Origin of the sequence: Neisseria brasiliensis, from assembly GCF_009671065.1 — a bacterium.
GTDB lineage: Bacteria > Pseudomonadota > Gammaproteobacteria > Burkholderiales > Neisseriaceae > Neisseria > Neisseria brasiliensis.
On record NZ_CP046027.1, the window covers coordinates 2,187,789 to 2,208,266 of the forward strand.

The following is a 20,478-nucleotide window of genomic DNA, read 5'->3' on the forward strand; positions in this document are numbered from 1 at the left end:
TTGCCGTGATTTAGTGGCAAAAAAGGGATAAGGTGGAAAATTGATTGATTTAAGCCGATGATGTTTTCAGATGGCCTAGAATGCCGTCTGAAAGCAAAATAGTGACAAGCATATATTTAGCCTGAATTTTTCGCTAAGATAAGCATAAGCAGATTGTATGGCAGCATGGGAGGAAAGAGATGGAACTCAAAAAATTAGTCAAAATCAGCAACATCATCGGCCTGATTTCGATATTGTTGTTGATGTATTGGGTGTTTGCATTTGTGTTGATTGAAGTGTTTGGGCTGAAAGTTTTCCGTGAACATATGACCGGCATGTTCGGCTTGAGCATTTTGGGTATTTTGGCTTTGATGGCCGGCGCATTGATGTTGAATATCATGGCTAATTTAACGCGCATTGCCGAGCGTGGGCAGGAAGTGGCCGTTGCCAGCAGTAAGAAACTGATTTATGGCGTATTGCTGGTGTTTCCTGTGTTGGCGGCAATTTTATTCGGCGGAAATTACCAGACCATTCAGCAAAAGCATCAGTTGTTAGAACATTCTGCGCAAAGCCTGATTCAAGATAATCAGCAACAAGTGGCATGGCTTGCGGATTATCGTTTTGCGCCCGAACAGTTTCAGACGGCCAAAGAGATTTTGACCCTGCTGAACAAACAAGACAGCTCGTTTACTCAGGTTTCCTTGATTGTGCCTGATCAGATTAATGGCAAAGCGGTGTTGCTGAACTTAAGTCTGGATAAAATGGCTTATTTGGGTGACAAAACTCAATTGGCCGGTAAAAGTGATTTTCTTTATGCCACCGATTTGGCCGAGCGCGAATATTTAAACACTGCCTTTCAACAACAAGCCAATACGCCGCGTTTTGATTATGCAAATGGACATTATGTTTTGCTTTACCCTTATCAAAAAGACGGTGAAACCGTGGGCGTGCTGCGTTTGAGTGATTATCAGGCTTATGGCAAATTAGGCAGTTAAAACGTATCCATGCCGTCTGAAACTAATTTCAGACGGCATTGTTGTATGCAGCAAACGCATTCGCCATGATTTCTATATTTTGAATAAAGAAAGATTGGATACTGTCTTAAATTAATATACTATAAAACTATAATAAAAGTAATTATTAAGGTTTGTATGAGTATTAAAGAATGGCCGGAAGGGGAAAGGCCGCGTGAAAAATTATTGGCGCGTGGTGCTTCAGCATTGAGCGATGCAGAATTACTGGCGATTTTGCTCAGAGTAGGCACACGCGGCATGAGCGCAGTGGATTTGGCGCGCTATCTGCTGCAACAGTTTGGTAGCTTGGGCAAGCTGATGAATGCGGATGCGCGTGCATTGGCGGCACATAAAGGCATGGGCTTGGCCAGCTTTACCCAGTTTGCTGTGGTTAAAGAAATCGGGCGGCGGATTTTAAGCGAAGAGTTGCAGCAAAACATGACGCTCGATAATCCGCAGGCTGCCGGTGATTATTTGCGGCTCAACTTAGGGTACGAAAAAGTCGAAGTCAGCTTGGCTTTGTTGCTTAACCGTCAAAACCAACTGATTGCCGTGCGTGAATTGTCGCGCGGCACGGTGGCGGAAAACACGGTTTATATCCGAGAGATCGTCAAACTGGCGCTTGAAGAATACGCCGATAGCTTGATTCTCGCCCACAATCACCCGGGCGGACATGCGAGGCCGTCTGAAGCGGATATTCAGTTTACCAAGAGATTGGCGCAGGCGTTGAATTTGGTGGATATTTCGTTGTTGGATCATTTTGTAGTGACAGCACAGGAGGCTTATTCCATGCGGCAGGCGGGGTTGATGGGCTAACATGAAACAAGGCCGTCTGAAAGCCAATCAACTTTCAGACGGCCTCATCATTCTGTTACTCACGCTCACTGATTTTATCGGACAAACCCACGTCATGCGGATTCAACCGCGCGTGCTCTTCCTGCCCCAAGCCGACTAGTTTACGCAAACGTGTCATATAGGCATTCACATCCAAACCGCGACCATAGCGCTGCGCTTCCCACAAGGTTTCCGCCAGCGCGTCCATCATCTCATGCTCGGCGCGAATCCAGTCATCATGATAACGCGCGCACAATTGCGCATGTATCGCCCGAATGCCCGGCGGCTGGTCGATGGCCGCTTGTTCCTGCAAAGACAAATGCAGCGACATATGTAAAAAAGGATTGCTTTCCCCATCTTCCGGCAGCCAGTTTTTATCTAAATAATTGTCGATGTCAGCCAAATAATGTTCATATTCCGGATGCGCTTCAATGATGCGCAAAGCCTTTTGTTGCAAGCCATCTAGTTGCAGCGGCGTGAAGCGGTGTTGCCAAACATAGGCAAAGAAACGGCGCACATCGTGTGTGTTAACATCATACATAGTGGTTATCCTGTTCAGACGGCCTTGCGTTATTGCTATTTGAAACAAATATATCAATAGGCCGTCTGAAAATTAAGTAGGTGTTGCGAAATAATCGAGAGAGTGTAGCCCTTTTTTATCCGGCTTGCCATAAACAATCGTTTCAGACGGCCTGATAAAGATTGGCAAAACCGCATACACTGCGTATAATAACACTTTCCTATCTGGGGGCGATCTTGGTTTCGACGGGGGTTGCGAAGCAGATGCGGGCATACCGGGGTCTCAGATTCCCGTAAAACACTGAATCTAAATAGTCGCAAACGACGAAACTTACGCTTTAGCCGCTTAAGGCTAGCCGTTGCAGCAGTTGGCCGATGGGCTGTGTAGGGTCAAACCTACGGCAACGTCATTTTACATTGGCTGGTTTTCCGTCGGGTTACTTGGCGGAAAATAAGATTTAAGGTAACTGGTTTCCCAAGAGCCTGTCTGTCGGCGCAAGGGGAGCAAGATTTTAAGTAGGCAAGACTAAGTATGTAGAACGCTTTGTAGAGGACTTTCGGACGGGGGTTCAATTCCCCCCGCCTCCACCAGATTCTCTAAACGCCATGTTGCTAAACATGGCGTTTTTTATTTTGTATTAGCTGAGAAAAAATCTTGACAAACGCATGTATATGATTGCAATTTGACAGTCATTCGAATGACAAAAGCTTATATTGCAGAAGCGTGAAAATCTATACACAAACTCTGTGGATAACCTTGTGGGTAAACTTTGAATAAACAAAAAAAACGTTTTAGCGACAATCATGCTGTTAAGTTGCTTAAAAATTAATCAATTTAAATTCAATAAAATCAATAGGTTATGTATTTTTGATATTTCGAGCCGTCTGAAAATAAAATTTCTAAGTAAAACAAAGCGCTGTAAAGGTGTGTACAAATTTTCGTTGACAGCTGAAAAATTATTAAATTTTTGCCAATCGCGTTACAATAGCCGTTTATTTTGAACACTCGAACCAGACATCATGAAAGCCAGTCAATTTTTTATCTCTACTTTAAAAGAAGCACCTGCGGAAGCTTCGCTTGCCAGCCATCAATTAATGCTGCGTGCCGGTTTGATTAAATCGGTGGCGTCGGGTTTGTATACTTGGATGCCGATGGGCTTACGCGTGTTGCGTAAGGTGGAAAACGTGGTGCGCGAGGAAATGAATCGTGCCGGCAGTGTGGAATTGCTGATGCCGGTGGTGCAGCCTGCTGAATTGTGGCAGGAATCTGGCCGCTGGGAGTTTTACGGTAAGGAATTGCTGCGCTTGAAAGACCGTAAAGATGCTGATTTCTGTATGGGGCCGACTTGTGAAGAAGTGATTACGGATATTGTGCGCAAGGAAATCAGCAGCTATAAGCAATTGCCAAAGAATTTTTACCATATCCAAACCAAATTCCGTGATGAAATCCGCCCGCGTTTCGGTGTGATGCGCGCGCGTGAGTTTGTGATGAAAGATGCGTATTCGTTCCATGCGGATTTTGAGTCTTTGCAGGCCACTTATCAGGATATGTATGACGCTTATTGCCGCGTGTTCAACCGTTTGGGCTTGGATTTCCGGCCTGTTGCAGCGGATACGGGCAGTATTGGCGGTACCGGTTCGCATGAATTCCAAGTGTTGGCTGACAGCGGTGAAGACGTGATTGCCTATAGCGATGCGTCTGATTACGCGGCCAATATTGAATTGGCGCCGACGCTGCCTTTGAGCGGTGAGCGTGCGGCAGCGCAAGCGACATTGGATAAGGTTCATACGCCGAATGTGAAAACGATTGCGGCGTTGGTGGAATTTTTAAATATTCCGATTGAGCAAACGCTGAAATCGATCGTGGTTGAAGGCGAGGAAGAGGGCGAAATCGTGTTGCTGCTGTTGCGCGGCGATCATGAGTTTAACGACATTAAAGCGGAAAAATTGGCCGGTGTGAAATCGCCTTTGAGCATGGCGGCTCCGGAAGCGATTTTGGCGCAATTTGGTGCCAATGGTGGTTCGCTGGGGCCGGTTGGCTTTAAGGGCAAGATTTATGCCGATTTCGCCACTGAAAAAGGTGCGGATTGGGTGATTGGCGCCAATGAAGACGACTACCACTATACCGGCTTTAACTTCGGCCGCGATTCGGCAGAGCCTGAATTTGTTGATTTGCGTAATGTGGTGGAGGGCGATGCCAGCCCGGATGGACAAGGCCGTCTGAAACTGGCGCGCGGCATTGAAGTGGGACATGTGTTCCAATTGCGCGATAAATATTCTAAAGCCTTGAATGCCGCTTTCTTGGACAACAACGGTAAATCGCAAATCATGGAAATGGGTTGCTACGGCATCGGTGTGACGCGTGTGGTGGCAGCAGCCATTGAGCAAAACCATGACGAACGCGGCATCATTTGGACACCAGCCATGGCGCCATTTGAAGTGGTGATTGTGCCGATGAACTACAAAAAATCTGAAGCGGTGCGTGAAGCGGCTGACCGCATTTATGCCGAACTGCAAGCGCAGGGTGTGGATGTGTTGCTGGACGATCGTGATGAGCGCGCCGGTGTGTTGCTGAACGATTCTGAATTGTTGGGCATTCCGCATCGTATCGTGATTGGCGACCGTGGTTTGAAAGAAGGCAATGTAGAATATGCGCAACGCCGTGATACCGAATCGCAAAGCATTGCGTCTGGTGATGTGGTGGCGCAAGTTGTAGCGGCGCTGAAAGCTTAAGTATTTATTGTGTTTATAGTCAAAAAGGCCGTCTGAAAAGAATAATTTCAGATGGCCTTTGGCTTTTGCAAAACTCATTAATTTTTAGAAATCTTTAAACCGTCATTCCCGCGCAGGCGGGAATCCAGATCTATCGGCTTTAGGAATGTTTAACTATTTTAGTAATTTGACGCACTGGATTCCCGCCTGCGCGGGAATGACAAGTATAAGTTTTCTCGCTTCAAATTGAGTTTTGCAAAGGTCTCGGCCTTTATTTAATGATGAAAGATAGCAAAAAACAGGGCAGAAAACATTCTGCCCTGTTTGGTTTTAAATGTGGATTAAGGATTATTCCTTATCTTCTTTTTTATCGTCTTTTTTCGGTGCTGGTTTTTTCGCTGCCAAACCTAAGGATTTTTGCCATTCGGTCGGGTTTTTCACCAAATCCAAAGCTTTGCGTAATTGGTCGTCTTTAGCCGGATTCGGTGTCCGGCGGGCGATGATGTCTTCTTCTTTTTCCTTGTCGGTTTTCGGTTTGGCTTCTTGCTTCAAGGCTTCTTCAACCGTTTCAGGGATTTCGTTGCTGCTGTTGACATCGGCGCCGCCCAACGGATTGCCGATATGGCCGATTAAGTCGGCTTCGCGGCTTTCATAGGCGCGGTCTTTGTCTTTCACTTCCACATCCGGCACAATGCCTTGCGCTTGAATCGAGCGGTCATTTGGCGTGTAGTACAAGGCAGTTGTCAATTTAACCGCGCTGCCGTTGGACAACGGAATCACGGTTTGCACTGAGCCTTTGCCGAAGCTTTGTGTGCCAACGACTACGGCGCGTTTGTGGTCTTGCAGCGCACCGGCCACAATTTCCGAAGCAGAAGCAGAGCCTGAGTTAATCAATACCGTCATCGGAATGGTTTTCAGCTCGGCAGGTAAACCATCAAGCGGGTCTTTGCCGCTGGATAAGATGTAATCTTCAGGCGTGGCTTTTAATACCATACCGGCTTTGCCGTCGCGGCCTTTGGTGCTGACCACATTCACATCATTCGGCAGGAAAGCAGCCGATACGCCGACTGCACCGTTAAGCAGGCCGCCGGGGTCGTCACGCAGGTCTAAAATTAAGCCTTTTAATGGCGCACCGTTTTGCTTGGTTAAATCTTTTGCAGCATCATTCACGCCCGCGATGGTGCGCTCTTGGAACTGGGTCACGCGGATGTAGCCGTAGCCCGGTTCTAGCAGGTGATGGCGTACGCTTTTCACTTTGATGATGGCGCGGGTCAGATTCACCACAATTGGTTTGTCGGCATTTTTACGCGACAGGGTCAGGGTGATTTTGGTGCCCGGTTTGCCGCGCATTTTTTTCACCGCTTCGCTTACGGTCAGGCCACGGGTTGAAGTATTGTCGATTTTGACAATGAAGTCGCCGCTTTTTACGCCGGCACGCTCGGCCGGTGTGTCTTCAATCGGGGCAACTACTTTGATGAAGCCGTCTTCTTGGCCGATTTCCATGCCTAAGCCGCCAAATTCGCCGCTGGTGTTTTCTTTCAGGTCGGAATAGCCTTTTTTATCCATGTATTCCGAATGTGGGTCAAGGCCGGCAACCATGCCTTTCATCGCGCCTTCGAATAATTCTTCATCGGATTTGTCTTGGTAATAATTGGCTTTGATTTGGCCGTAAACTTCGGCCATGGTGCGGATGGATTTTACCGGTAAAGATTCGTCTTTAGCGCTTTTTTCGGCGGCAATGCTTTGAACGCTGAGGCTGAGTGCCACGCCGCTGAACGCGCCCAAGGTGTAAAGTGCAACTTTTTTCAAAGTGGATTTTGACATTATTGTTAACTTTCTTTGTGTGCTTTGTGAGGCCGTCTGAAAAGGTGGGGTTATTTCAGACGGCCTAAGTCATCGTTCGTGAAACTTTAGGCGATTTGGCCCGATGAAACAACCGTTTTAGGGTAAAAAAATGCTAGCAACTGTTTGCTTGGCAGCAAATTCGTCATGTTAATCACCATTCATGAATGTTCAGTATGCTTTGAATCTGCATATAAAGGCCGTCTGAACATCAATTAATCCAAGAGAGCGGATTCATGTTTTGGCCGTTGTAGCGGATTTCCAAATACAGGCCTTCTTCGCCGCTTGGTAGGGTGCCGCTGGTGCCGATTTTATGGCCTTGGCTGACGCTGTATCCTTTCACCACACCGATTTCGCTCAAGCCTGAATACACGCTGACGTATTTGTCGCCATGATCGACCACGACCACATTGCCGTAGCCTTCTAGTTCGCTGGCATATACCACATTACCGGCGGCAATGCTGTTCACCGCAGCAGGTGGCGTGGTGTAGAACACGCCTTTCCACATTTCGCCGCTTTCACGCTGATGACCAAACAAGCCTGAGAGCATACCATTGACCGGTTTTTTCAGACGGCCTTGCATGCGGCTGAAGCTATTTGGATTGCTGATGGTCACAAAGCTGCCGGATTTCGGTGCTTGCAGCTTCATGTCTTCATCGGTGAGATTTGACATGGCGGCACGCTCTTTCGCGGCTTGCTCTTCTTTCGCTTTGGCGGCTTGGCGTGCTTTTTCGGCAGCGGCCAAACGCGCTTCCGCTGCTTTTTTACGCGCTTCGGCCTCTTTTTTGCGCTGCTCGGCTTTTTGTTTGTCCAAATCTTTAATCAGATTGTTCAAACGCTGCTCGTTGTCTTTTTGGGTAACTGATTTTTTGGCGTCTTTGGCCATCGCGGCATTTTGGCGGCGGCTTTCGACTTGCTCAGGAGTATTTTTTGCGCCTTGTTTTTTCAACGCCGCTTGCGCATTGGCCTGCAGGCGTTTCAGACGGCTTAATTCATTGTTGATTTTGGTTTCTTGTGCGGCCAATTCTTTTTGCTGCTTGGCCAAATCCGCCATCACTTTTTCGTTAGAAGCATTGATGTAGCGGGTGTAACGCAGGAAACGTGTTTTCTGGCCCGGTTCGGCATTTTTCAAGAATAGGGCAACGGCATTCGGTTGACTGTTTTTATAATTGCCTGAAACAAAACGCGAAATCTGTGCGCGGGTGTTGCCCACTTCGGCTTTGAGACGGGTTAAATCTTTATCCAATTGTTGCAATTTGTTCCATGCATCGCGCTGTTGGCGGTTGATGTTGGATAAGCTGTTGCGGGTTTGTTGCAGCTTTTTCAAATCAGCATTCACGCGCACCAAGAAATCGGCCGTGCGTTTGTTCAAAGCTTGCTTGGCGTTCAAATCATTAGTGGCGGCGCTGACGGCGGAGCGTAATTCGTCGCTGTCTTTGCTTGGTGCGGCAGCGGATTTTTTATCATTGGCCGCATTGGCTTTAGCGACTGGTTTGGCTGTTTCTTTTTTATCAGCTGCTTTTTTTACCGGCTCTTTTTTAGCAGATTCTTTTTTAGCCGTTTCTTGCTTGGCAGGCTGCTTGGCCGCTTCTTTTTTATTGTCTTTTTTTGCTGCCGTTTCAGGTTTGGCGGCGGCTTTTTTGTTGGTTTGCTTGCTGTTGCTTTCTTTTTCTTTGGCTGATTCTTTAGTGTTTTTCGCGGCAGCTTTTTTCACTGGCTGTTCTTTGCTTTGGGCAGCTGCTTTTTTATTGTCTGCTCCTTTGGCGTTGCTTTTTTTGTTGTCGACTTTATCGTCTTTTTTGGCAACAGCTTTGGCTTTTTCGGTTGGTTTGTTGTCTGCTTTTTCTTTGGTTTTGGCTGATGCGGTTTTGCCGCTGTCTTTTTTGTCTTTGGCAGCGGTTTTTTTATCGTTGGCTTTGGCCGCTTCTTTTGGGGCGGTTGCTTTTTTGGTTTGGGTATTTTTCTTCGCGGCAGCGGCTTTTTCTTTGGCCGAATCGTTGGCTGAGAATGAAGGAGCGGCGAAACAGAGCAATAAGGCGAGTAAAAGAGGTGTGTAACGCATAATGTATTTTCTTAAAGTCATTAAAAGCGACAAAGCCCGATTATACTGATTGTCAGGCCGTCTGAAAATCTTATTTAAACGCGTTTCACAAATGCTTGCAATCTTATTAAACGGTCTTATATAGTATCCGTAAATTTTATCAGGCTGCGCCGTAAAACTTCGCCGTTCACGGCGGAGATATAAGGCGCGGACTGCGTAGCAGTCCTAAAACCGTTGATATTCAGTTAATCAGGCGTTTTCTGCTGTTCAATATACTGCCGAATAATCGTAATCGGCGCACCACCACAGCTACCTGCAAAATAAGACGGCGACCACAACGCACCGCCCCATAATTTTTGTTTGATGCTTGGATAATTTTTCTGTCTAATCATGCGGCTAGATACACCTTTCAAGCTGTTCACCAGTTTTGAAATAGACACTTTGGGCGGATAGTTCACAAGTAAATGAACATGGTCATCTTCGCCGTCAAATTCCACCAGTTGCGCTTCAAAATCGGTGCAGACGCTCTCAAAAATACCGCGCATATCGTCCAAAATTTCTTTTGTGAACACTTTTCGGCGATATTTTGCGACAAATACCAAATGTACATGAAGATTAAAAACAACGTGCCGACCACGTCTTAAATCAGTTTCTTTTTCCATAGACCAAGTGTAAAATTGCTAAAAATTCCATTATCCATGAAATCATGTTAATACTCAAAACATTCAAATTTGAACTGATGCCAAACGGCGAGCAAATCCGCAAAATGAAACAATTTTGCGGTTGTTCGCGTTTCGTATTCAATCGTGCTTTGGCGTATCAAAACGAACAATATCAACAAGATAATTCGTTCAAATTTAGCTACACCAAAATCGCAAATTTGCTGCCTGAATGGAAACGAGAATTAGACTGGCTAAAAGACTGCCACAGCCAAGTTTTGCAGCAAAGTTTGAAAGACTTGGAAAGCGCATTCAAAAACTTCTTTGCCAAACGCGCAGATTTCCCCAAATTCAAACGCAAAGGCGAAAAAGACAGTTTCCGCTTTCCGCAAGGCTGTAAATTGGAGCAGCAAAATAATCGTATCTATTTGCCCAAAATCGGTTGGGTGCGCTATCGCAACAGCCGACACGTTTCAGGCAGCCTGAAAAACGTAACCGTATCGCAAAAATGCGGTAAATGGTTTGTATCTATGCAAACCGAAACCGAGCAGGAAATCGCGCAGCCAAACGGTGGCGAAACTGGGATTGATATGGGTGTTGCCAAATTTGCAACATTGTCCAATGGTCAGTTTTTTGAGCCAATCAACGCATTCAAAACGTTGAAAGGCAAACTAGCAAAACTGCAAAAACAGTTCAAACACAAAACCAAATTCAGCAAAAACTGGCAGAAACTGAAAGCAAAAATCAGCCGTTTGCACCACAAAATCAGCAATATCCGTAAAAACTACCTGCACCAAATCAGCAGCGCAATCAGCCAAAACCACGCGATTGTGTATGTGGAAGATTTGCAGGTGGCGAATATGTCCAAATCCGCTAAAGGCAACGCCGTGCAGCATGGAAAAAACGTTGCTGCCAAATCAAGCTTAAACCGTGCGATTTTAGACCAGTCTTGGTTTGAGTTTCGCCGTCAGTTGGACTATAAGCTGTTGTGGCGCGGTGGGCATTTGGTGGCTGTTCCGCCACAAAATACCAGTCGTTGTTGCCCAGCTTGCGGACATACTGCCAAAGATAACCGTCAAACACAGGCAAACTTTGAATGTGTGCAATGTGGCTATCAAAACAATGCGGATATTGTGGGTGCAATCAATGTGTTAAAGCGCGGTCAAGAGATTTTGGCAGCGCAAAAGTAAAATGAAGTTTCAGGGCAGGACGTGCCCGTAGCGTCTGTGAAGTGAACCGTGCAGTAAGGCGGTCAGCAGCAGAAACCCACCGAAGCGATTTGTGAATGGCTCAATGCCGTTCACAAATCGCCGTAGGAATTCCCTCCCTTCAGGGAGGGAAGGACGTCAAGGATGAAAAAAGTAGCGATGTTGAAAAAATTAACGTTGGCCGCGATTACAGCGGCATTGTTGGCGGCTTGCGGTGGCAGCGATTCGGATAAAATCGGTAAGGCCAGTACGGTGTTTCACATGCTGGGTAAAAACGACCGCATTGAAGTGGAAGCGTTTGACGACCCTGATGTGCAGGGTGTGGCGTGTTATATTTCCTATGCCAAAAAAGGTGGCTTGAAAGAAACCGTGAATTTGGAAGAAGACGCCAGCGATGCTTCGGTGTCGTGTGTACAGTCTGCCAATATCATCCGCTACAATGAAGCAGCAGTTACCAAGCCGAAGCAGGTTTTCAAGCGCAGTGCCAGCGTAGCTTTTAAGAGCCAGCAGATTATCCGTTATTACGACCCGAAGCGTAAGGCTTTCGCCTATTTGGTGTACAGCGATAAAATTGTGCAAGGTTCACCGAAAAATTCTTTGAGCGCGATTTCCTGCTTCGATGGGCAGCGCGTAGATGAAAAAGAAATCACCGGTTTGGCCAATAAAGAAGTGCATGGTGCGTGTATTGTTGAAGTGGCGGCACCGGCGCAACCTAAATAATCAAGAGAGCATATGAATTTAGCAAACTATTTTTTGGTGGCCATGCCCAATATGGATGACCCGCTTTTCCAAGACAGTGTGATTTATCTTTGCGAGCATGATGAAGAAGGCGCATTGGGCATTATCATCAATAAGCCGTCGCCGATTACGATGGACATGATTTTTGCCGTGAGCGACCGCAATATTCCGTTGCGCATGCAGCACGAAAGCGTGATGATGGGCGGGCCGGTGCAGGTTGACCGCGGCTATGTGGTGCATACGCCTTTGGGCAATTGGCAAAGCACGCTGGCGGTAACCGATAACGTGGCGCTAACCTCTTCGCGCGACATTATCGAAAATTTATCCGAGCCCGGTGCGGTGGATAAAGCTTTGGTGAGCATTGGTTATTCAAGCTGGGGCAAAGGGCAATTGGAACGCGAATTGGCCGATAATGTGTGGCTGACCGTGCCTGCCGATGAGCATATTTTGTTTGACGTGCCGTATGAACACCGCTATGCGGCTGTGTTTGAAAAGCTCGGCATTCAGCCTGACCGTTTGGTTACAGGGGCAGGGCATGCATAAAGCACCCAAAGGCACGACGCTGGCGTTTGATTTTGGCGAAGCACGCATAGGTGTGGCGCAGGGCGATGCCGAATTGGGCATGAGCCATCCGCTGGCAACCGTCACCGGCAATAGCAACGATGCCAAGTTTGAAGCCATTGCCAAGCTGGTGAAAGAATGGCAGCCGCGTCAATTGGTGGTTGGCCTGCCCACGCATACCGACGGCACCGAGCACGACTTAACGCGCTTGAGCCGCAAGTTTGGCCGCCGTTTGCAGGGGCGGTTTAATCTACCGGTGTATTGGGTGGATGAACGCATGTCGTCGCTGTATGCCGAAAGTTTGTTGGCTGAAGCGCAGGTGTTTGGCCGCAAACAGAAATCGGTGTTGGATCAAGTGGCGGCGCAAGCCATTTTGCAGGGCTTTTTTGAAGGCGGTGCGGCGGAATATTTTAATGGTCGGGAAGCGGAAGACAGTAAATAAAAAGGCTTTTGATTGAGGCCGTCTGAAATAAACCGATTGTGCTGTGCAACATCTTTTCAGAAGGCCTGCGTATATTTGCGTTAAGAAAACAGGTAAACGCGCCAATGTTTGCTACACTCAAGTCGTTTTACAACAACACATCATTTAAAGGATACATCATGGCTTTAATGGATACTTTGTTGAACGTGGCAACCCAAGCCCTGAACAACAATAACAACGGCACCAGCCAAAACCCGCTGATCGATATGGCGATGGATTTGGTGCAACAGCAAGGCGGCGTGGGCAACTTGATTAACCAATTGCAACAAGGTGGCTTAGGTGATGCATTGGGTAGCTGGGTTTCTACTTCTCAAGACAATGCGCCGGTTTCAGGCAATGAATTGCAAAGCGCCTTGGGCAGCGATGTGATTGGCCAAGTGGCACAAAAATTCGGTATGGACGGCCAGCAAGCCAGCGATTTGTTGGCGCAAGTGTTGCCAAACTTGGTAGACAGCGCCACGCCAAACGGTAATCCGCAAGAAGCCGACGGTTTCGGCTTGGACGACATTGCGTCATTGGTGTTGAAAAACTTCATCAAATAAGCGCTGAAATAAAAAACCTTGGATAAATTTTATCCAAGGTTTTTTAATCGTTTAAAGGCCGTCTGAATATTCAGACGGCCTTTAGATAGATTAATGGGTAAAGCTATACACCGCATAACCGATTACAGCCAAGGCTACCGTGCCCCAGCCCAGCATTTCAATGTAGTGGCGGATTTTATCTGCATATTTTTCACCACCCCAAGCGGATAATCTGGCCACCAAGAAGAAGCGGGCAAAGCGGGAAATGGCGGCGGATAATACAAACGGCAAAAATGCCATGTTCATCACGCCGGCGCAAATGGTGAAGACTTTAAACGGAATTGGCGAGAAACCTGCCAAAAACACTACCACCACGCCCCACGTTTCAAACCAAAGCTGCGCCTGATCGAATTTGGCCTGCAAGCCCCAGCTTTGAATATAGCCCGACACCCAATCAAAGGCAAAATAGCCGACGGCATAGCCAATCATGCCGCCCAAAACCGATGCCAGCGTGGTATATACTGCAAAGCGCAAGGCTTTTTTCGGCTCGGCCATCGACATCGGAATCAACATCACATCCGGCGGCACGGGGAAGAAAATGGCTTCGATAAAGCTGACAAAACTCAACCAAAACGGCGCAAAACGGTGTTTTGACCATTGCAGCGTTTTGTCGTAAACGGATTCAAAAATTTTCATTAAAGGGCTTTCAAACAAGAAAAACGGCGGCCATGCACGAAGCATCCGCCAAAATCAGCGAGCATTTTAAACCAAATGCAGGCTTAGACAAGAAAATTTTGCTTAAGTTTGCAGGCCGTCTGAAACCTTGATACAAGCCGCTAAAACAACGTAAAATAACCCCGATTCCCATACAGGCCAAAATATTTCCGTGAACCAGCTTATTTTCGATTTTGCCGCACACGATTACCCCAGCTTTGATAAATTTCTCGGCACCGAAAATGCCGAGCTGGTGTACGTTTTGCGGCATAAACACGGTCAGTTTATCTACGTTTGGGGCGAGCAGGGCGCAGGCAAAAGCCACTTGCTGCAAGCATGGATCGCCCAAGCCTTAGAAGCCGGTAAAAATGCCGTGTACATCGATGCCGCCGTTCACCCCTTAACCGAAAAAGCCTTTGATGCCGACTATTTGGCCATCGACCAAGTCGAGCGGCTGAATAATGAAGAACAAGCCCTGCTGTTTGCCATTTTCAACCGCTTTCGCAACAGCGGCAAAGGCTTTCTACTGCTTGGTTCCGAATACACCCCGCAACAATTGGTGATTCGTGAAGATTTACGTACCCGCATGGCTTATTGCTTGGTTTACGAAGTGAAACCCTTAACCGACCAAGAAAAAATCGATGCTCTCGCCAGCATGGCCGCCGCGCGACAAGTCACCATCGACACCGAAATCTTCGAATACCTCTTAAACCATTGGCGGCGCGACATGGACAGTCTCGTGCAAATGCTCGACACGCTCGACCATTACGCCGTGATGATGGGCAAACGCATCACCTTACCGCTTTTGCGCCAACTTTTAAAACAACAGGAAACAGAATGAAAAACCTCGCCATCTTCGACCTCGACAACACCTTAATCAACACCGATTCCGACCACACATGGCCGCAATACCTGATGAAAAAAGGCTTGGTCGATGTCGAATACACCGAAGCGCAAAACGAAAAATTCTACCAAGATTACCGCAACGGCTGCTTGAATATCGATGAATTTCTCAAATTCCATCTTGCTCCGTTGAAAGAATACAGCATGGAACAATTGGCTGAAATGCATCGCGAATTTATGACCGAATTCATCATCCCGAACATCACGCCGATGCAGCGTATGCTGGTGGACAGCCACAAAAATGCCGGCGACGAATTATTGGTGATTTCGTCCACCAACGAGTTCATCATTACCCCGATTTGTCACGCATTCGGCATTGAAAACGTCATCGGCACCCAGCTTGAAATCGGTTCAGACGGCCGCTATACCGGCAATTATCACGGCACACCGAGCCTGAAAGAAGGCAAAATTACCCGCTTGAACGAATGGCTGGCCGCGCGTGGCGAAACCTTAGACAGCTACGACAAAGTGTATTTCTACAGCGATTCCAAAAACGACTTACCATTGCTGCGCCATGTGAACGAGCCGGTGGCGGTGAATCCGGATGCCGAATTGCTGGCCGAAGCGCAAGAAAAAGGCTGGCCGGTGTTGAATTTTAAATAAAGGCCGTCTGAAATGCCCGCATTCAAGCCCGTTATCATTACCACCACAACCGCCACGCGTGAAGAAGCCGAGAAAATCGGCATGGCTTTGTTGCAAAACCAAATTGCCGCGTGCGTGCAGTATGAAGCCATCCGCAGCCATTATGTGTGGCAGGGAGAAGTGTGTTGCGATGAAGAAATCCGCGTGGTGATTAAATCTTCGCGTTGTCATTATAAAGCGGTGGAAAAGCTGATTTTGTCCAACCACAGCTACGATTGCCCACAAATTGTGATGCAGCCGGTATCGCGTGGTTTATCGGCATATTTGCGCTGGATGAAGACGCAAATGGGGTTATAATAGCGGTTTATTTTTCAGACGGCCTAAGTTAACGCTTGAGGCCGTTTGAAATGCTGTAAACCCAAATTGATTGAGAAAGAAAAAGAAACCCATGTTCCGTACCATGCTCGGCGGCAAGATTCACCGCGCCACCGTAACCGAAGCCGATTTAAACTATGTCGGCAGCATCACCGTTGACCAAGATTTGCTGGATGCCGCCGGTATTTGTGTTAACGAAAAAGTCGCCATCGTCAACAACAACAATGGCGAACGCCTTGAAACCTACACCATTCCCGGCGAACGCGGCAGCGGCGTGGTGTGCTTGAATGGCGCAGCGGCGCGTTTGGTGCAAAAGGGCGACATCGTGATTATTATGTCGTATGTGATGTTGTCTGAACCAGAAGTCGCCAACCATGAGCCAAAAGTGGTGCTGGTGGACGAGCGCAATAAAATCCGCGATGTGATTTCGTATGAGCCGCCGCATACGGTTTTGTAAGGTACACAGGCCGTCTGAACGGTTGATACTTTCAGACGGCCTTTTAATATTCAGTAGTTTTTAAATAGTGACGAGCGCCGTTATGTTCATACGGCCTAGAAAAGGATTCAGCCATGAATGTTCAAATCAATCAAATCCAAGTCGGCAACGATTTGCCGTTTACCCTGTTTGGCGGCATCAATGTGTTGGAAGACATGGATTCCACGCTCAAAGCCTGCGCGCATTACGTTAAAGTAACCGATAAATTGGGCATTCCGTATGTGTTTAAAGCATCTTTTGACAAGGCTAATCGCTCGTCGATTCATTCCTTCCGCGGCGTGGGTTTGGACGAAGGCTTGAAGATTTTTGAAGCGGTGAAGCGTGAATTTAATGTGCCTGTGATTACCGATGTGCATGAGCCTTACCAATGCGCGCCTGTAGCGGAAGTGTGCGATGTGATCCAATTGCCGGCATTTTTAGCGCGCCAAACCGATTTGGTGGTGGCGATGGCGAAAACCGGCAATGTCATCAACATCAAAAAACCGCAATTCTTAAGCCCGTCGCAGATGAAAAACATCATCGAAAAATTCAAAGAAGCCGGCAACGACCAATTGATTTTGTGCGAACGCGGCAGCAATTTCGGCTACGATAATCTGGTGGTCGATATGCTTGGTTTCGGCGTGATGAAGAAAACCTGCGAGCAAACGCCGATTATTTTCGACGTGACCCATTCGCTGCAAACGCGTGATTCCGGTGCCGCCGCTTCCGGTGGCCGCCGCTCACAAGTGGTCGATTTGGCTCTGGCCGGTATGGCGACCCGATTGGCCGGTTTGTTTTTGGAAGCGCATGAAAATCCCGACCAAGCCCGTTGCGACGGCCCGAGTGCATTACCGTTGGCACAATTGGAAGATTTCTTGCTGCGCGTGAAAGCGGTTGATGAAACGGTGAAATCATTCCTGCCGTTGGTAATTGATTAAGATTTTTGGTGATTGAGCGAAAGGCCGTCTGAAAAATTGTGTTTCAGACGGCCTTTTGATTTAAAGTGAAGGCTGGCTAATCATCACATCTGTTTCACCGCCCATACCGATATGCTGCCGCCGCGTACAGGGAACACTGCCCAGCCCTTTTCATCAATTTGAATTTCGGCATCGTGATGACCAAGATAATCGACAAAGGTTTTACTGGCGTTGAGAATACCGACGTGCATTCTTTTTTCTGCTTCGGCACTGTTGCTGATGATGGCGGCTAAGCCGTCGGGATGTTCTTCATTACCTAAGCGCGTCCAGCCGATGCAGTTGGGGTCGTCTAAATAATCGATTTGTTCGCCGTAGGCATGATGTCCGCGTAAATAAAGCAATTTGTCGATAACTTCGCGGAAAGAGGCTTGGCCGAATTCGCCATCAATGCCGTAATAATCGCCGTAAAACACGCAGGGCAGACCACGCTCACGCAGCAAGATAATGCCGTAAGCCATGGGTTTGAACCAATCATCCACGGTGGATTGCAGCGATTGGCCGCGCTGGGTGTCGTGGTTATCGACAAAGGTGACAGTTAAAGTCGGGATATACTCGACCAAGCTGCCTTGAAAAATCTGCGTTAAATCATAGCCTTCACCGGCTTGGGCGGCATTAAAGAAATTCATGTGTAAGCCCACGTCGACCAAATCGAAGGTAAAGTCGGTGCTGGTTAAATAATTGTCTTTGGTGTCGAAATCGCCGTGCCAATATTCGCCAAACACGTAAAATTCATCGCCGTAAAGTTCTTTGGCGTATTGAATCAGCTCGCGCATGAAATTTTGATCGATGTGTTTGATGGCGTCTAAACGCAAGCCGGTCACGCCGGTGGTGTCGACAAACCATTTTAGCCAGTCGCGCACGTGGGCGGTCACATCGGGATGTTTGTAATCGATGTCGGTAAACATCAAATAGTCGTAATTGCCATACTCGGAATCGACCGATTCGTTATCCGCCCAGCCTTTGTTTTCACCTAAAATCATGAAAACGCCGGTTTCTTTATTCTTGGCATCGTAATCGGTGCCGCTGAAATGGTGCCAGTGCCATTGGAAATCGCTGTATTGATTGTTGCGGCCGGGAAAGGTGAAATGCGTCCAGCCTTCGATTTCGTAAGGTTCGGAAATCGGTTGTTGGCGGTCATCGGGGTTCATTTTCAATACGCTGAACGCTTCTTTTTATCACCTCCGGCTTTGTGGTTTAACACGACATCGGCAATTGGGTGGATGCTTTTCTCTTTTAATGTAGCGATGGCGTGAAGATATTCGTCTTTGGTGCCGTATTTGGTGCGGATGGCGCCTTTCTGGTCGAATTCGCCTAAGTCGTATAAATCATAAATGCCGTAGCCGACATCATTGGTGCCGGTGGCTTTGCAGGCAGGTGGCAGCCAGACTTTACTGATGCCGATATCGGCCAGATGTTGGCCGTCGTCGGCTAAGCGTTGCCAGTGTTTGCCGTCATCGGGCAAATACCACTCGAAATATTGCATGATGGTTTGATTTTTCATGGGCGACCTCTGATTGAAAGTTTGTTTCGTTGTTATTTTGTTTTGAACAGTTTGAATGTGGCACCAATTTTGGTAAAGCGCCAAACTTATTTTTGAATAGTTCGTTAAATTTAATCATTAGGCATGTTGGGCATCGGTATTCATCACTAATGCTTTGATTTTTTTATCATCAGTAAAAGATTAAGTGATGCAAAAGGCCGTCTGAAAACGTGTGTTTCAGACGGCCTATTTAGATGGTAATAAAAGATTTAAGGAGCAGCAGAGACTGCCGATGCCGCTTCATTTTCAAATGCTTCATCGGGTAGCATATCACTCTCGTCAAATGCCGCTTCCGGTTCGGTTTCCAATACTTTGCCGTTGAGCTTCAATTCGCTGTTTTGCAGATTGAGATGCGTTTTGACATGGTTATCCTGCAAGGTCAGGTATTGGTCGCGTGCCATGCTTTGGATGGTGCTGTCGACCATTAAGCGCAAGGTTTCGTTGATATCTTCAATGGTGGCGCGGCCGGCGGCTTCGTCTTCAGGATTCACGCTGAAAATGCTGTGTGCTTGGTTGATGGCCATTTGCTCCAGCAATTTTTGCGGCACTTGCAGGTTGAAATCGGCTTCGGTTTTCTTCAGCATATCGGCCAGATTATCCAAATCTTTTTGTGCCAAACCTTTAAAGGCCAATGTGCCGGAAGCATCGACATTGCCTTGCGGCATGGTGAATTTAAACGTCTTCACGTTTAACACCGGATTTTGGGTAAACAAGCCTGATGCATCGGTCTTGGCTGTCTGAATCAATTCGTTTTGAATTTGCTCTTCGCTCATTTCCTTATCGGAAATCTGCGCCAGTTTAGATTTGAGCGCCAGCAAACCTTGCGCATCCAAATGCTCGGCAGCAACATTAATATCGAGCGGGCCGTAGCGGTCTTTGCCGTAGGTGAGTGTATCGAATTGGAAACGGCCTTCGCTGTTGATGAATTTGTCCACTTCATTGGTTTGGGTTTCAAATTTCAGCTTAGCCACTTCAATGGTGGAAGGGGCAATTGTGCCGGTCGGGTTGATAAACGCGCCGATTTGCAGATTGGTCACCAGATTCACCAATTCGTTTAATTTGACATTGTAATCAATGCCTTCTTTCCATTGCAGCAGGAATTTATCCAGTGTGATGCTGCTTTTGCCTAAGGAAAGTTTGTTGAGGCCGTCTGAAGTTTCCGATTTGAAATGTAGGTTTTCTAGGGAAATATCGCCTTTGTCGGCCAATTTCACTTGCAATGAAGGCGCAGCATAATCGTGCGCATAGCCGACAAAGTCGTTTTCATAATCGGTTTGACCGCTCAAGCCTTGCCAAATCAGCTTGATGCCGGACAATTCTTCATAGTCGAATTCCGGAATGCTGAGCTTCATCACGCCGTTGCCGTTGAAATAAACGGTGTTGGTCATGCTGACCGGTGTTTTGTCGCCGAAGAATCGCGCCAATACTTTAGCTGCTTCAGGATGGTATTGGAATTCGGTATCCACTTTGGCACGCGTGCCAAAGCCACCGGCAAAAGGGCCGTGGGTAACGTGGTTGACCACGGTAATCGGCTCTTTTAACACGGTTTTCAGATTGTCAGGCAGGTATTTTTGCGTGTTTTGCAGCAAGGTTGGCTTCAAGCGGATGATGGTGGTTTCGGTGGAGGTGAACCAGCCGCGGTCGTAATCGTGTGATTCAACCGTGAGAAAGCCCGATTCTTGCAGTAATTTTTGCTGCGAAGTCAGGCTTTTTTCGGCTTGAATGCCCAGATAATAAGGTGTGCCGAGGGCTGCGGCGATAATCACAGCAGCAGTCGGAATAAGAAACTTTTTCATTGCTTCAA

Annotated in this window: 21 protein-coding genes and 1 other RNA gene; 14 read left to right on the forward strand and 8 right to left on the reverse strand. The window is 47.4% G+C overall.

What is annotated here, in order from left to right; all coding sequences use genetic code 11:
- Window positions 1–179: 179 nt before the first annotated feature.
- Window positions 180–974: a peptidase gene (locus GJV52_RS10895; protein ID WP_095503157.1), complete on the forward strand. Its 795-nt coding sequence runs from the start codon at window positions 180–182 to the stop codon at window positions 972–974.
- 156 nt (window positions 975–1,130) lie between these two features.
- Window positions 1,131–1,808, forward strand: a complete 678-nt coding sequence (radC, locus tag GJV52_RS10900; RefSeq protein ID WP_100563829.1) for a RadC family protein — start codon at window positions 1,131–1,133, stop codon at window positions 1,806–1,808.
- 55 nt (window positions 1,809–1,863) lie between these two features.
- Here the strand turns inward: radC and GJV52_RS10905 are convergent, their stop codons facing one another.
- Window positions 1,864–2,367: a DUF1841 family protein gene (locus tag GJV52_RS10905; protein ID WP_095503155.1), complete on the reverse strand. Its 504-nt coding sequence runs from the start codon at window positions 2,365–2,367 to the stop codon at window positions 1,864–1,866.
- A gap of 205 nt (window positions 2,368–2,572) precedes the next feature.
- Between GJV52_RS10905 and ssrA the strand changes: the two genes are divergently transcribed.
- Window positions 2,573–2,936, forward strand: a transfer-messenger RNA (tmRNA) gene (gene ssrA, locus GJV52_RS10910).
- 429 nt (window positions 2,937–3,365) lie between these two features.
- Entirely contained in the window at window positions 3,366–5,078 is a 1,713-nt protein-coding gene (locus tag GJV52_RS10915; RefSeq protein WP_095503154.1) for a proline--tRNA ligase, read from the forward strand.
- A 327-nt stretch (window positions 5,079–5,405) separates the two neighbouring features.
- Here the strand turns inward: GJV52_RS10915 and GJV52_RS10920 are convergent, their stop codons facing one another.
- The 3 genes from GJV52_RS10920 to tnpA all read right to left on the reverse strand — a co-directional run bounded on the left by GJV52_RS10920 (window position 5,406) and on the right by tnpA (window position 9,602).
- Complete coding sequence (locus GJV52_RS10920; protein WP_095503153.1) at window positions 5,406–6,881, reverse strand: S41 family peptidase; 1,476 nt, start codon at window positions 6,879–6,881, stop codon at window positions 5,406–5,408.
- 229 nt (window positions 6,882–7,110) lie between these two features.
- Window positions 7,111–8,961: a murein hydrolase activator EnvC family protein gene (locus GJV52_RS10925; protein ID WP_095503152.1), complete on the reverse strand. Its 1,851-nt coding sequence runs from the start codon at window positions 8,959–8,961 to the stop codon at window positions 7,111–7,113.
- 224 nt (window positions 8,962–9,185) lie between these two features.
- Window positions 9,186–9,602, reverse strand: coding sequence for an IS200/IS605 family transposase (gene tnpA, locus GJV52_RS10930; protein ID WP_095503171.1), 417 nt, complete (start codon window positions 9,600–9,602; stop codon window positions 9,186–9,188).
- A gap of 44 nt (window positions 9,603–9,646) precedes the next feature.
- On the opposite strand from tnpA, the gene GJV52_RS10935 reads away from it, so the two are divergent.
- The 5 genes from GJV52_RS10935 to GJV52_RS10955 all read left to right on the forward strand — a co-directional run bounded on the left by GJV52_RS10935 (window position 9,647) and on the right by GJV52_RS10955 (window position 13,129).
- A complete protein-coding gene (locus GJV52_RS10935; protein WP_095503172.1) occupies window positions 9,647–10,789 on the forward strand; it encodes an RNA-guided endonuclease InsQ/TnpB family protein in 1,143 nt (380 codons plus the stop codon).
- 162 nt (window positions 10,790–10,951) lie between these two features.
- Complete coding sequence (locus GJV52_RS10940) at window positions 10,952–11,527, forward strand: CreA family protein (protein ID WP_369832076.1); 576 nt, start codon at window positions 10,952–10,954, stop codon at window positions 11,525–11,527.
- Between the two features lie 12 nt (window positions 11,528–11,539).
- Entirely contained in the window at window positions 11,540–12,088 is a 549-nt protein-coding gene (locus tag GJV52_RS10945) for a YqgE/AlgH family protein (protein ID WP_100564425.1), read from the forward strand.
- Window positions 12,081–12,548: a Holliday junction resolvase RuvX gene (gene ruvX / locus GJV52_RS10950; RefSeq protein ID WP_095503150.1), complete on the forward strand. Its 468-nt coding sequence runs from the start codon at window positions 12,081–12,083 to the stop codon at window positions 12,546–12,548. Before GJV52_RS10945 ends, ruvX begins: the two co-directional genes overlap by 8 nt.
- Window positions 12,549–12,706: 158 nt before the next feature.
- Window positions 12,707–13,129, forward strand: coding sequence for a YidB family protein (locus GJV52_RS10955; protein ID WP_095503149.1), 423 nt, complete (start codon window positions 12,707–12,709; stop codon window positions 13,127–13,129).
- A gap of 90 nt (window positions 13,130–13,219) precedes the next feature.
- Here GJV52_RS10955 and GJV52_RS10960 read toward each other — a convergent pair whose 3' ends face one another.
- Window positions 13,220–13,804, reverse strand: coding sequence for a YqaA family protein (locus tag GJV52_RS10960; RefSeq protein WP_100564427.1), 585 nt, complete (start codon window positions 13,802–13,804; stop codon window positions 13,220–13,222).
- Between the two features lie 190 nt (window positions 13,805–13,994).
- On the opposite strand from GJV52_RS10960, the gene hda reads away from it, so the two are divergent.
- The 5 genes from hda (at window position 13,995) to kdsA (ending at window position 17,095) form a co-directional block, all read left to right on the forward strand.
- A complete protein-coding gene (gene hda, locus GJV52_RS10965; RefSeq protein WP_095503147.1) occupies window positions 13,995–14,663 on the forward strand; it encodes a DnaA regulatory inactivator Hda in 669 nt (222 codons plus the stop codon).
- Complete coding sequence (locus tag GJV52_RS10970; RefSeq protein ID WP_100564429.1) at window positions 14,660–15,328, forward strand: histidinol-phosphatase; 669 nt, start codon at window positions 14,660–14,662, stop codon at window positions 15,326–15,328. Before hda ends, GJV52_RS10970 begins: the two co-directional genes overlap by 4 nt.
- 12 nt (window positions 15,329–15,340) lie before the next feature.
- Window positions 15,341–15,664: a divalent-cation tolerance protein CutA gene (cutA, locus tag GJV52_RS10975; RefSeq protein ID WP_095503145.1), complete on the forward strand. Its 324-nt coding sequence runs from the start codon at window positions 15,341–15,343 to the stop codon at window positions 15,662–15,664.
- A gap of 91 nt (window positions 15,665–15,755) precedes the next feature.
- Window positions 15,756–16,139: an aspartate 1-decarboxylase gene (gene panD, locus GJV52_RS10980; protein ID WP_095503144.1), complete on the forward strand. Its 384-nt coding sequence runs from the start codon at window positions 15,756–15,758 to the stop codon at window positions 16,137–16,139.
- 113 nt (window positions 16,140–16,252) lie between these two features.
- A complete protein-coding gene (gene kdsA / locus GJV52_RS10985; RefSeq protein WP_100564431.1) occupies window positions 16,253–17,095 on the forward strand; it encodes a 3-deoxy-8-phosphooctulonate synthase in 843 nt (280 codons plus the stop codon).
- A gap of 83 nt (window positions 17,096–17,178) precedes the next feature.
- Here the strand turns inward: kdsA and GJV52_RS10990 are convergent, their stop codons facing one another.
- The 3 genes from GJV52_RS10990 to GJV52_RS10995 form a co-directional block, all read right to left on the reverse strand.
- Window positions 17,179–18,282: an alpha-amylase gene (locus GJV52_RS10990; protein WP_198511421.1), complete on the reverse strand. Its 1,104-nt coding sequence runs from the start codon at window positions 18,280–18,282 to the stop codon at window positions 17,179–17,181.
- 2 nt (window positions 18,283–18,284) lie between these two features.
- On the reverse strand, window positions 18,285–18,635 hold the full coding sequence (locus GJV52_RS13395; RefSeq protein WP_198511422.1) for an alpha-amylase family glycosyl hydrolase: 351 nt from the start codon (window positions 18,633–18,635) through the stop codon (window positions 18,285–18,287).
- A gap of 248 nt (window positions 18,636–18,883) precedes the next feature.
- Window positions 18,884–20,470 (reverse strand): YdgA family protein, encoded by a 1,587-nt coding sequence (locus GJV52_RS10995; protein WP_100564433.1) that lies wholly within the window; start codon window positions 20,468–20,470, stop codon window positions 18,884–18,886.
- Between the last annotated feature and the right edge of the window lie 8 nt (window positions 20,471–20,478).

Excerpts from the sequence above, each read along its gene's own strand:
- GJV52_RS10895 (WP_095503157.1), top strand. The coding sequence starts at position 180 with ATGGAACTCAAAAAATTAGTCAAAATCAGCAACATCATCGGCCTGATT.
- radC (WP_100563829.1), top strand. The coding sequence starts at position 1,131 with ATGAGTATTAAAGAATGGCCGGAAGGGGAAAGGCCGCGTGAAAAATTA.
- GJV52_RS10905 (WP_095503155.1), bottom strand. The coding sequence starts at position 2,367 with ATGTATGATGTTAACACACACGATGTGCGCCGTTTCTTTGCCTATGTT.
- GJV52_RS10915 (WP_095503154.1), top strand. The coding sequence starts at position 3,366 with ATGAAAGCCAGTCAATTTTTTATCTCTACTTTAAAAGAAGCACCTGCG.
- GJV52_RS10920 (WP_095503153.1), bottom strand. The coding sequence starts at position 6,881 with ATGTCAAAATCCACTTTGAAAAAAGTTGCACTTTACACCTTGGGCGCG.
- GJV52_RS10925 (WP_095503152.1), bottom strand. The coding sequence starts at position 8,961 with ATGCGTTACACACCTCTTTTACTCGCCTTATTGCTCTGTTTCGCCGCT.
- tnpA (WP_095503171.1), bottom strand. The coding sequence starts at position 9,602 with ATGGAAAAAGAAACTGATTTAAGACGTGGTCGGCACGTTGTTTTTAAT.
- GJV52_RS10935 (WP_095503172.1), top strand. The coding sequence starts at position 9,647 with ATGTTAATACTCAAAACATTCAAATTTGAACTGATGCCAAACGGCGAG.
- GJV52_RS10940 (WP_369832076.1), top strand. The coding sequence starts at position 10,952 with ATGAAAAAAGTAGCGATGTTGAAAAAATTAACGTTGGCCGCGATTACA.
- GJV52_RS10945 (WP_100564425.1), top strand. The coding sequence starts at position 11,540 with ATGAATTTAGCAAACTATTTTTTGGTGGCCATGCCCAATATGGATGAC.
- ruvX (WP_095503150.1), top strand. The coding sequence starts at position 12,081 with ATGCATAAAGCACCCAAAGGCACGACGCTGGCGTTTGATTTTGGCGAA.
- GJV52_RS10955 (WP_095503149.1), top strand. The coding sequence starts at position 12,707 with ATGGCTTTAATGGATACTTTGTTGAACGTGGCAACCCAAGCCCTGAAC.
- GJV52_RS10960 (WP_100564427.1), bottom strand. The coding sequence starts at position 13,804 with ATGAAAATTTTTGAATCCGTTTACGACAAAACGCTGCAATGGTCAAAA.
- GJV52_RS10970 (WP_100564429.1), top strand. The coding sequence starts at position 14,660 with ATGAAAAACCTCGCCATCTTCGACCTCGACAACACCTTAATCAACACC.
- cutA (WP_095503145.1), top strand. The coding sequence starts at position 15,341 with ATGCCCGCATTCAAGCCCGTTATCATTACCACCACAACCGCCACGCGT.
- panD (WP_095503144.1), top strand. The coding sequence starts at position 15,756 with ATGTTCCGTACCATGCTCGGCGGCAAGATTCACCGCGCCACCGTAACC.
- kdsA (WP_100564431.1), top strand. The coding sequence starts at position 16,253 with ATGAATGTTCAAATCAATCAAATCCAAGTCGGCAACGATTTGCCGTTT.
- GJV52_RS10990 (WP_198511421.1), bottom strand. The coding sequence starts at position 18,282 with ATGAACCCCGATGACCGCCAACAACCGATTTCCGAACCTTACGAAATC.
- GJV52_RS13395 (WP_198511422.1), bottom strand. The coding sequence starts at position 18,635 with ATGAAAAATCAAACCATCATGCAATATTTCGAGTGGTATTTGCCCGAT.
- GJV52_RS10995 (WP_100564433.1), bottom strand. The coding sequence starts at position 20,470 with ATGAAAAAGTTTCTTATTCCGACTGCTGCTGTGATTATCGCCGCAGCC.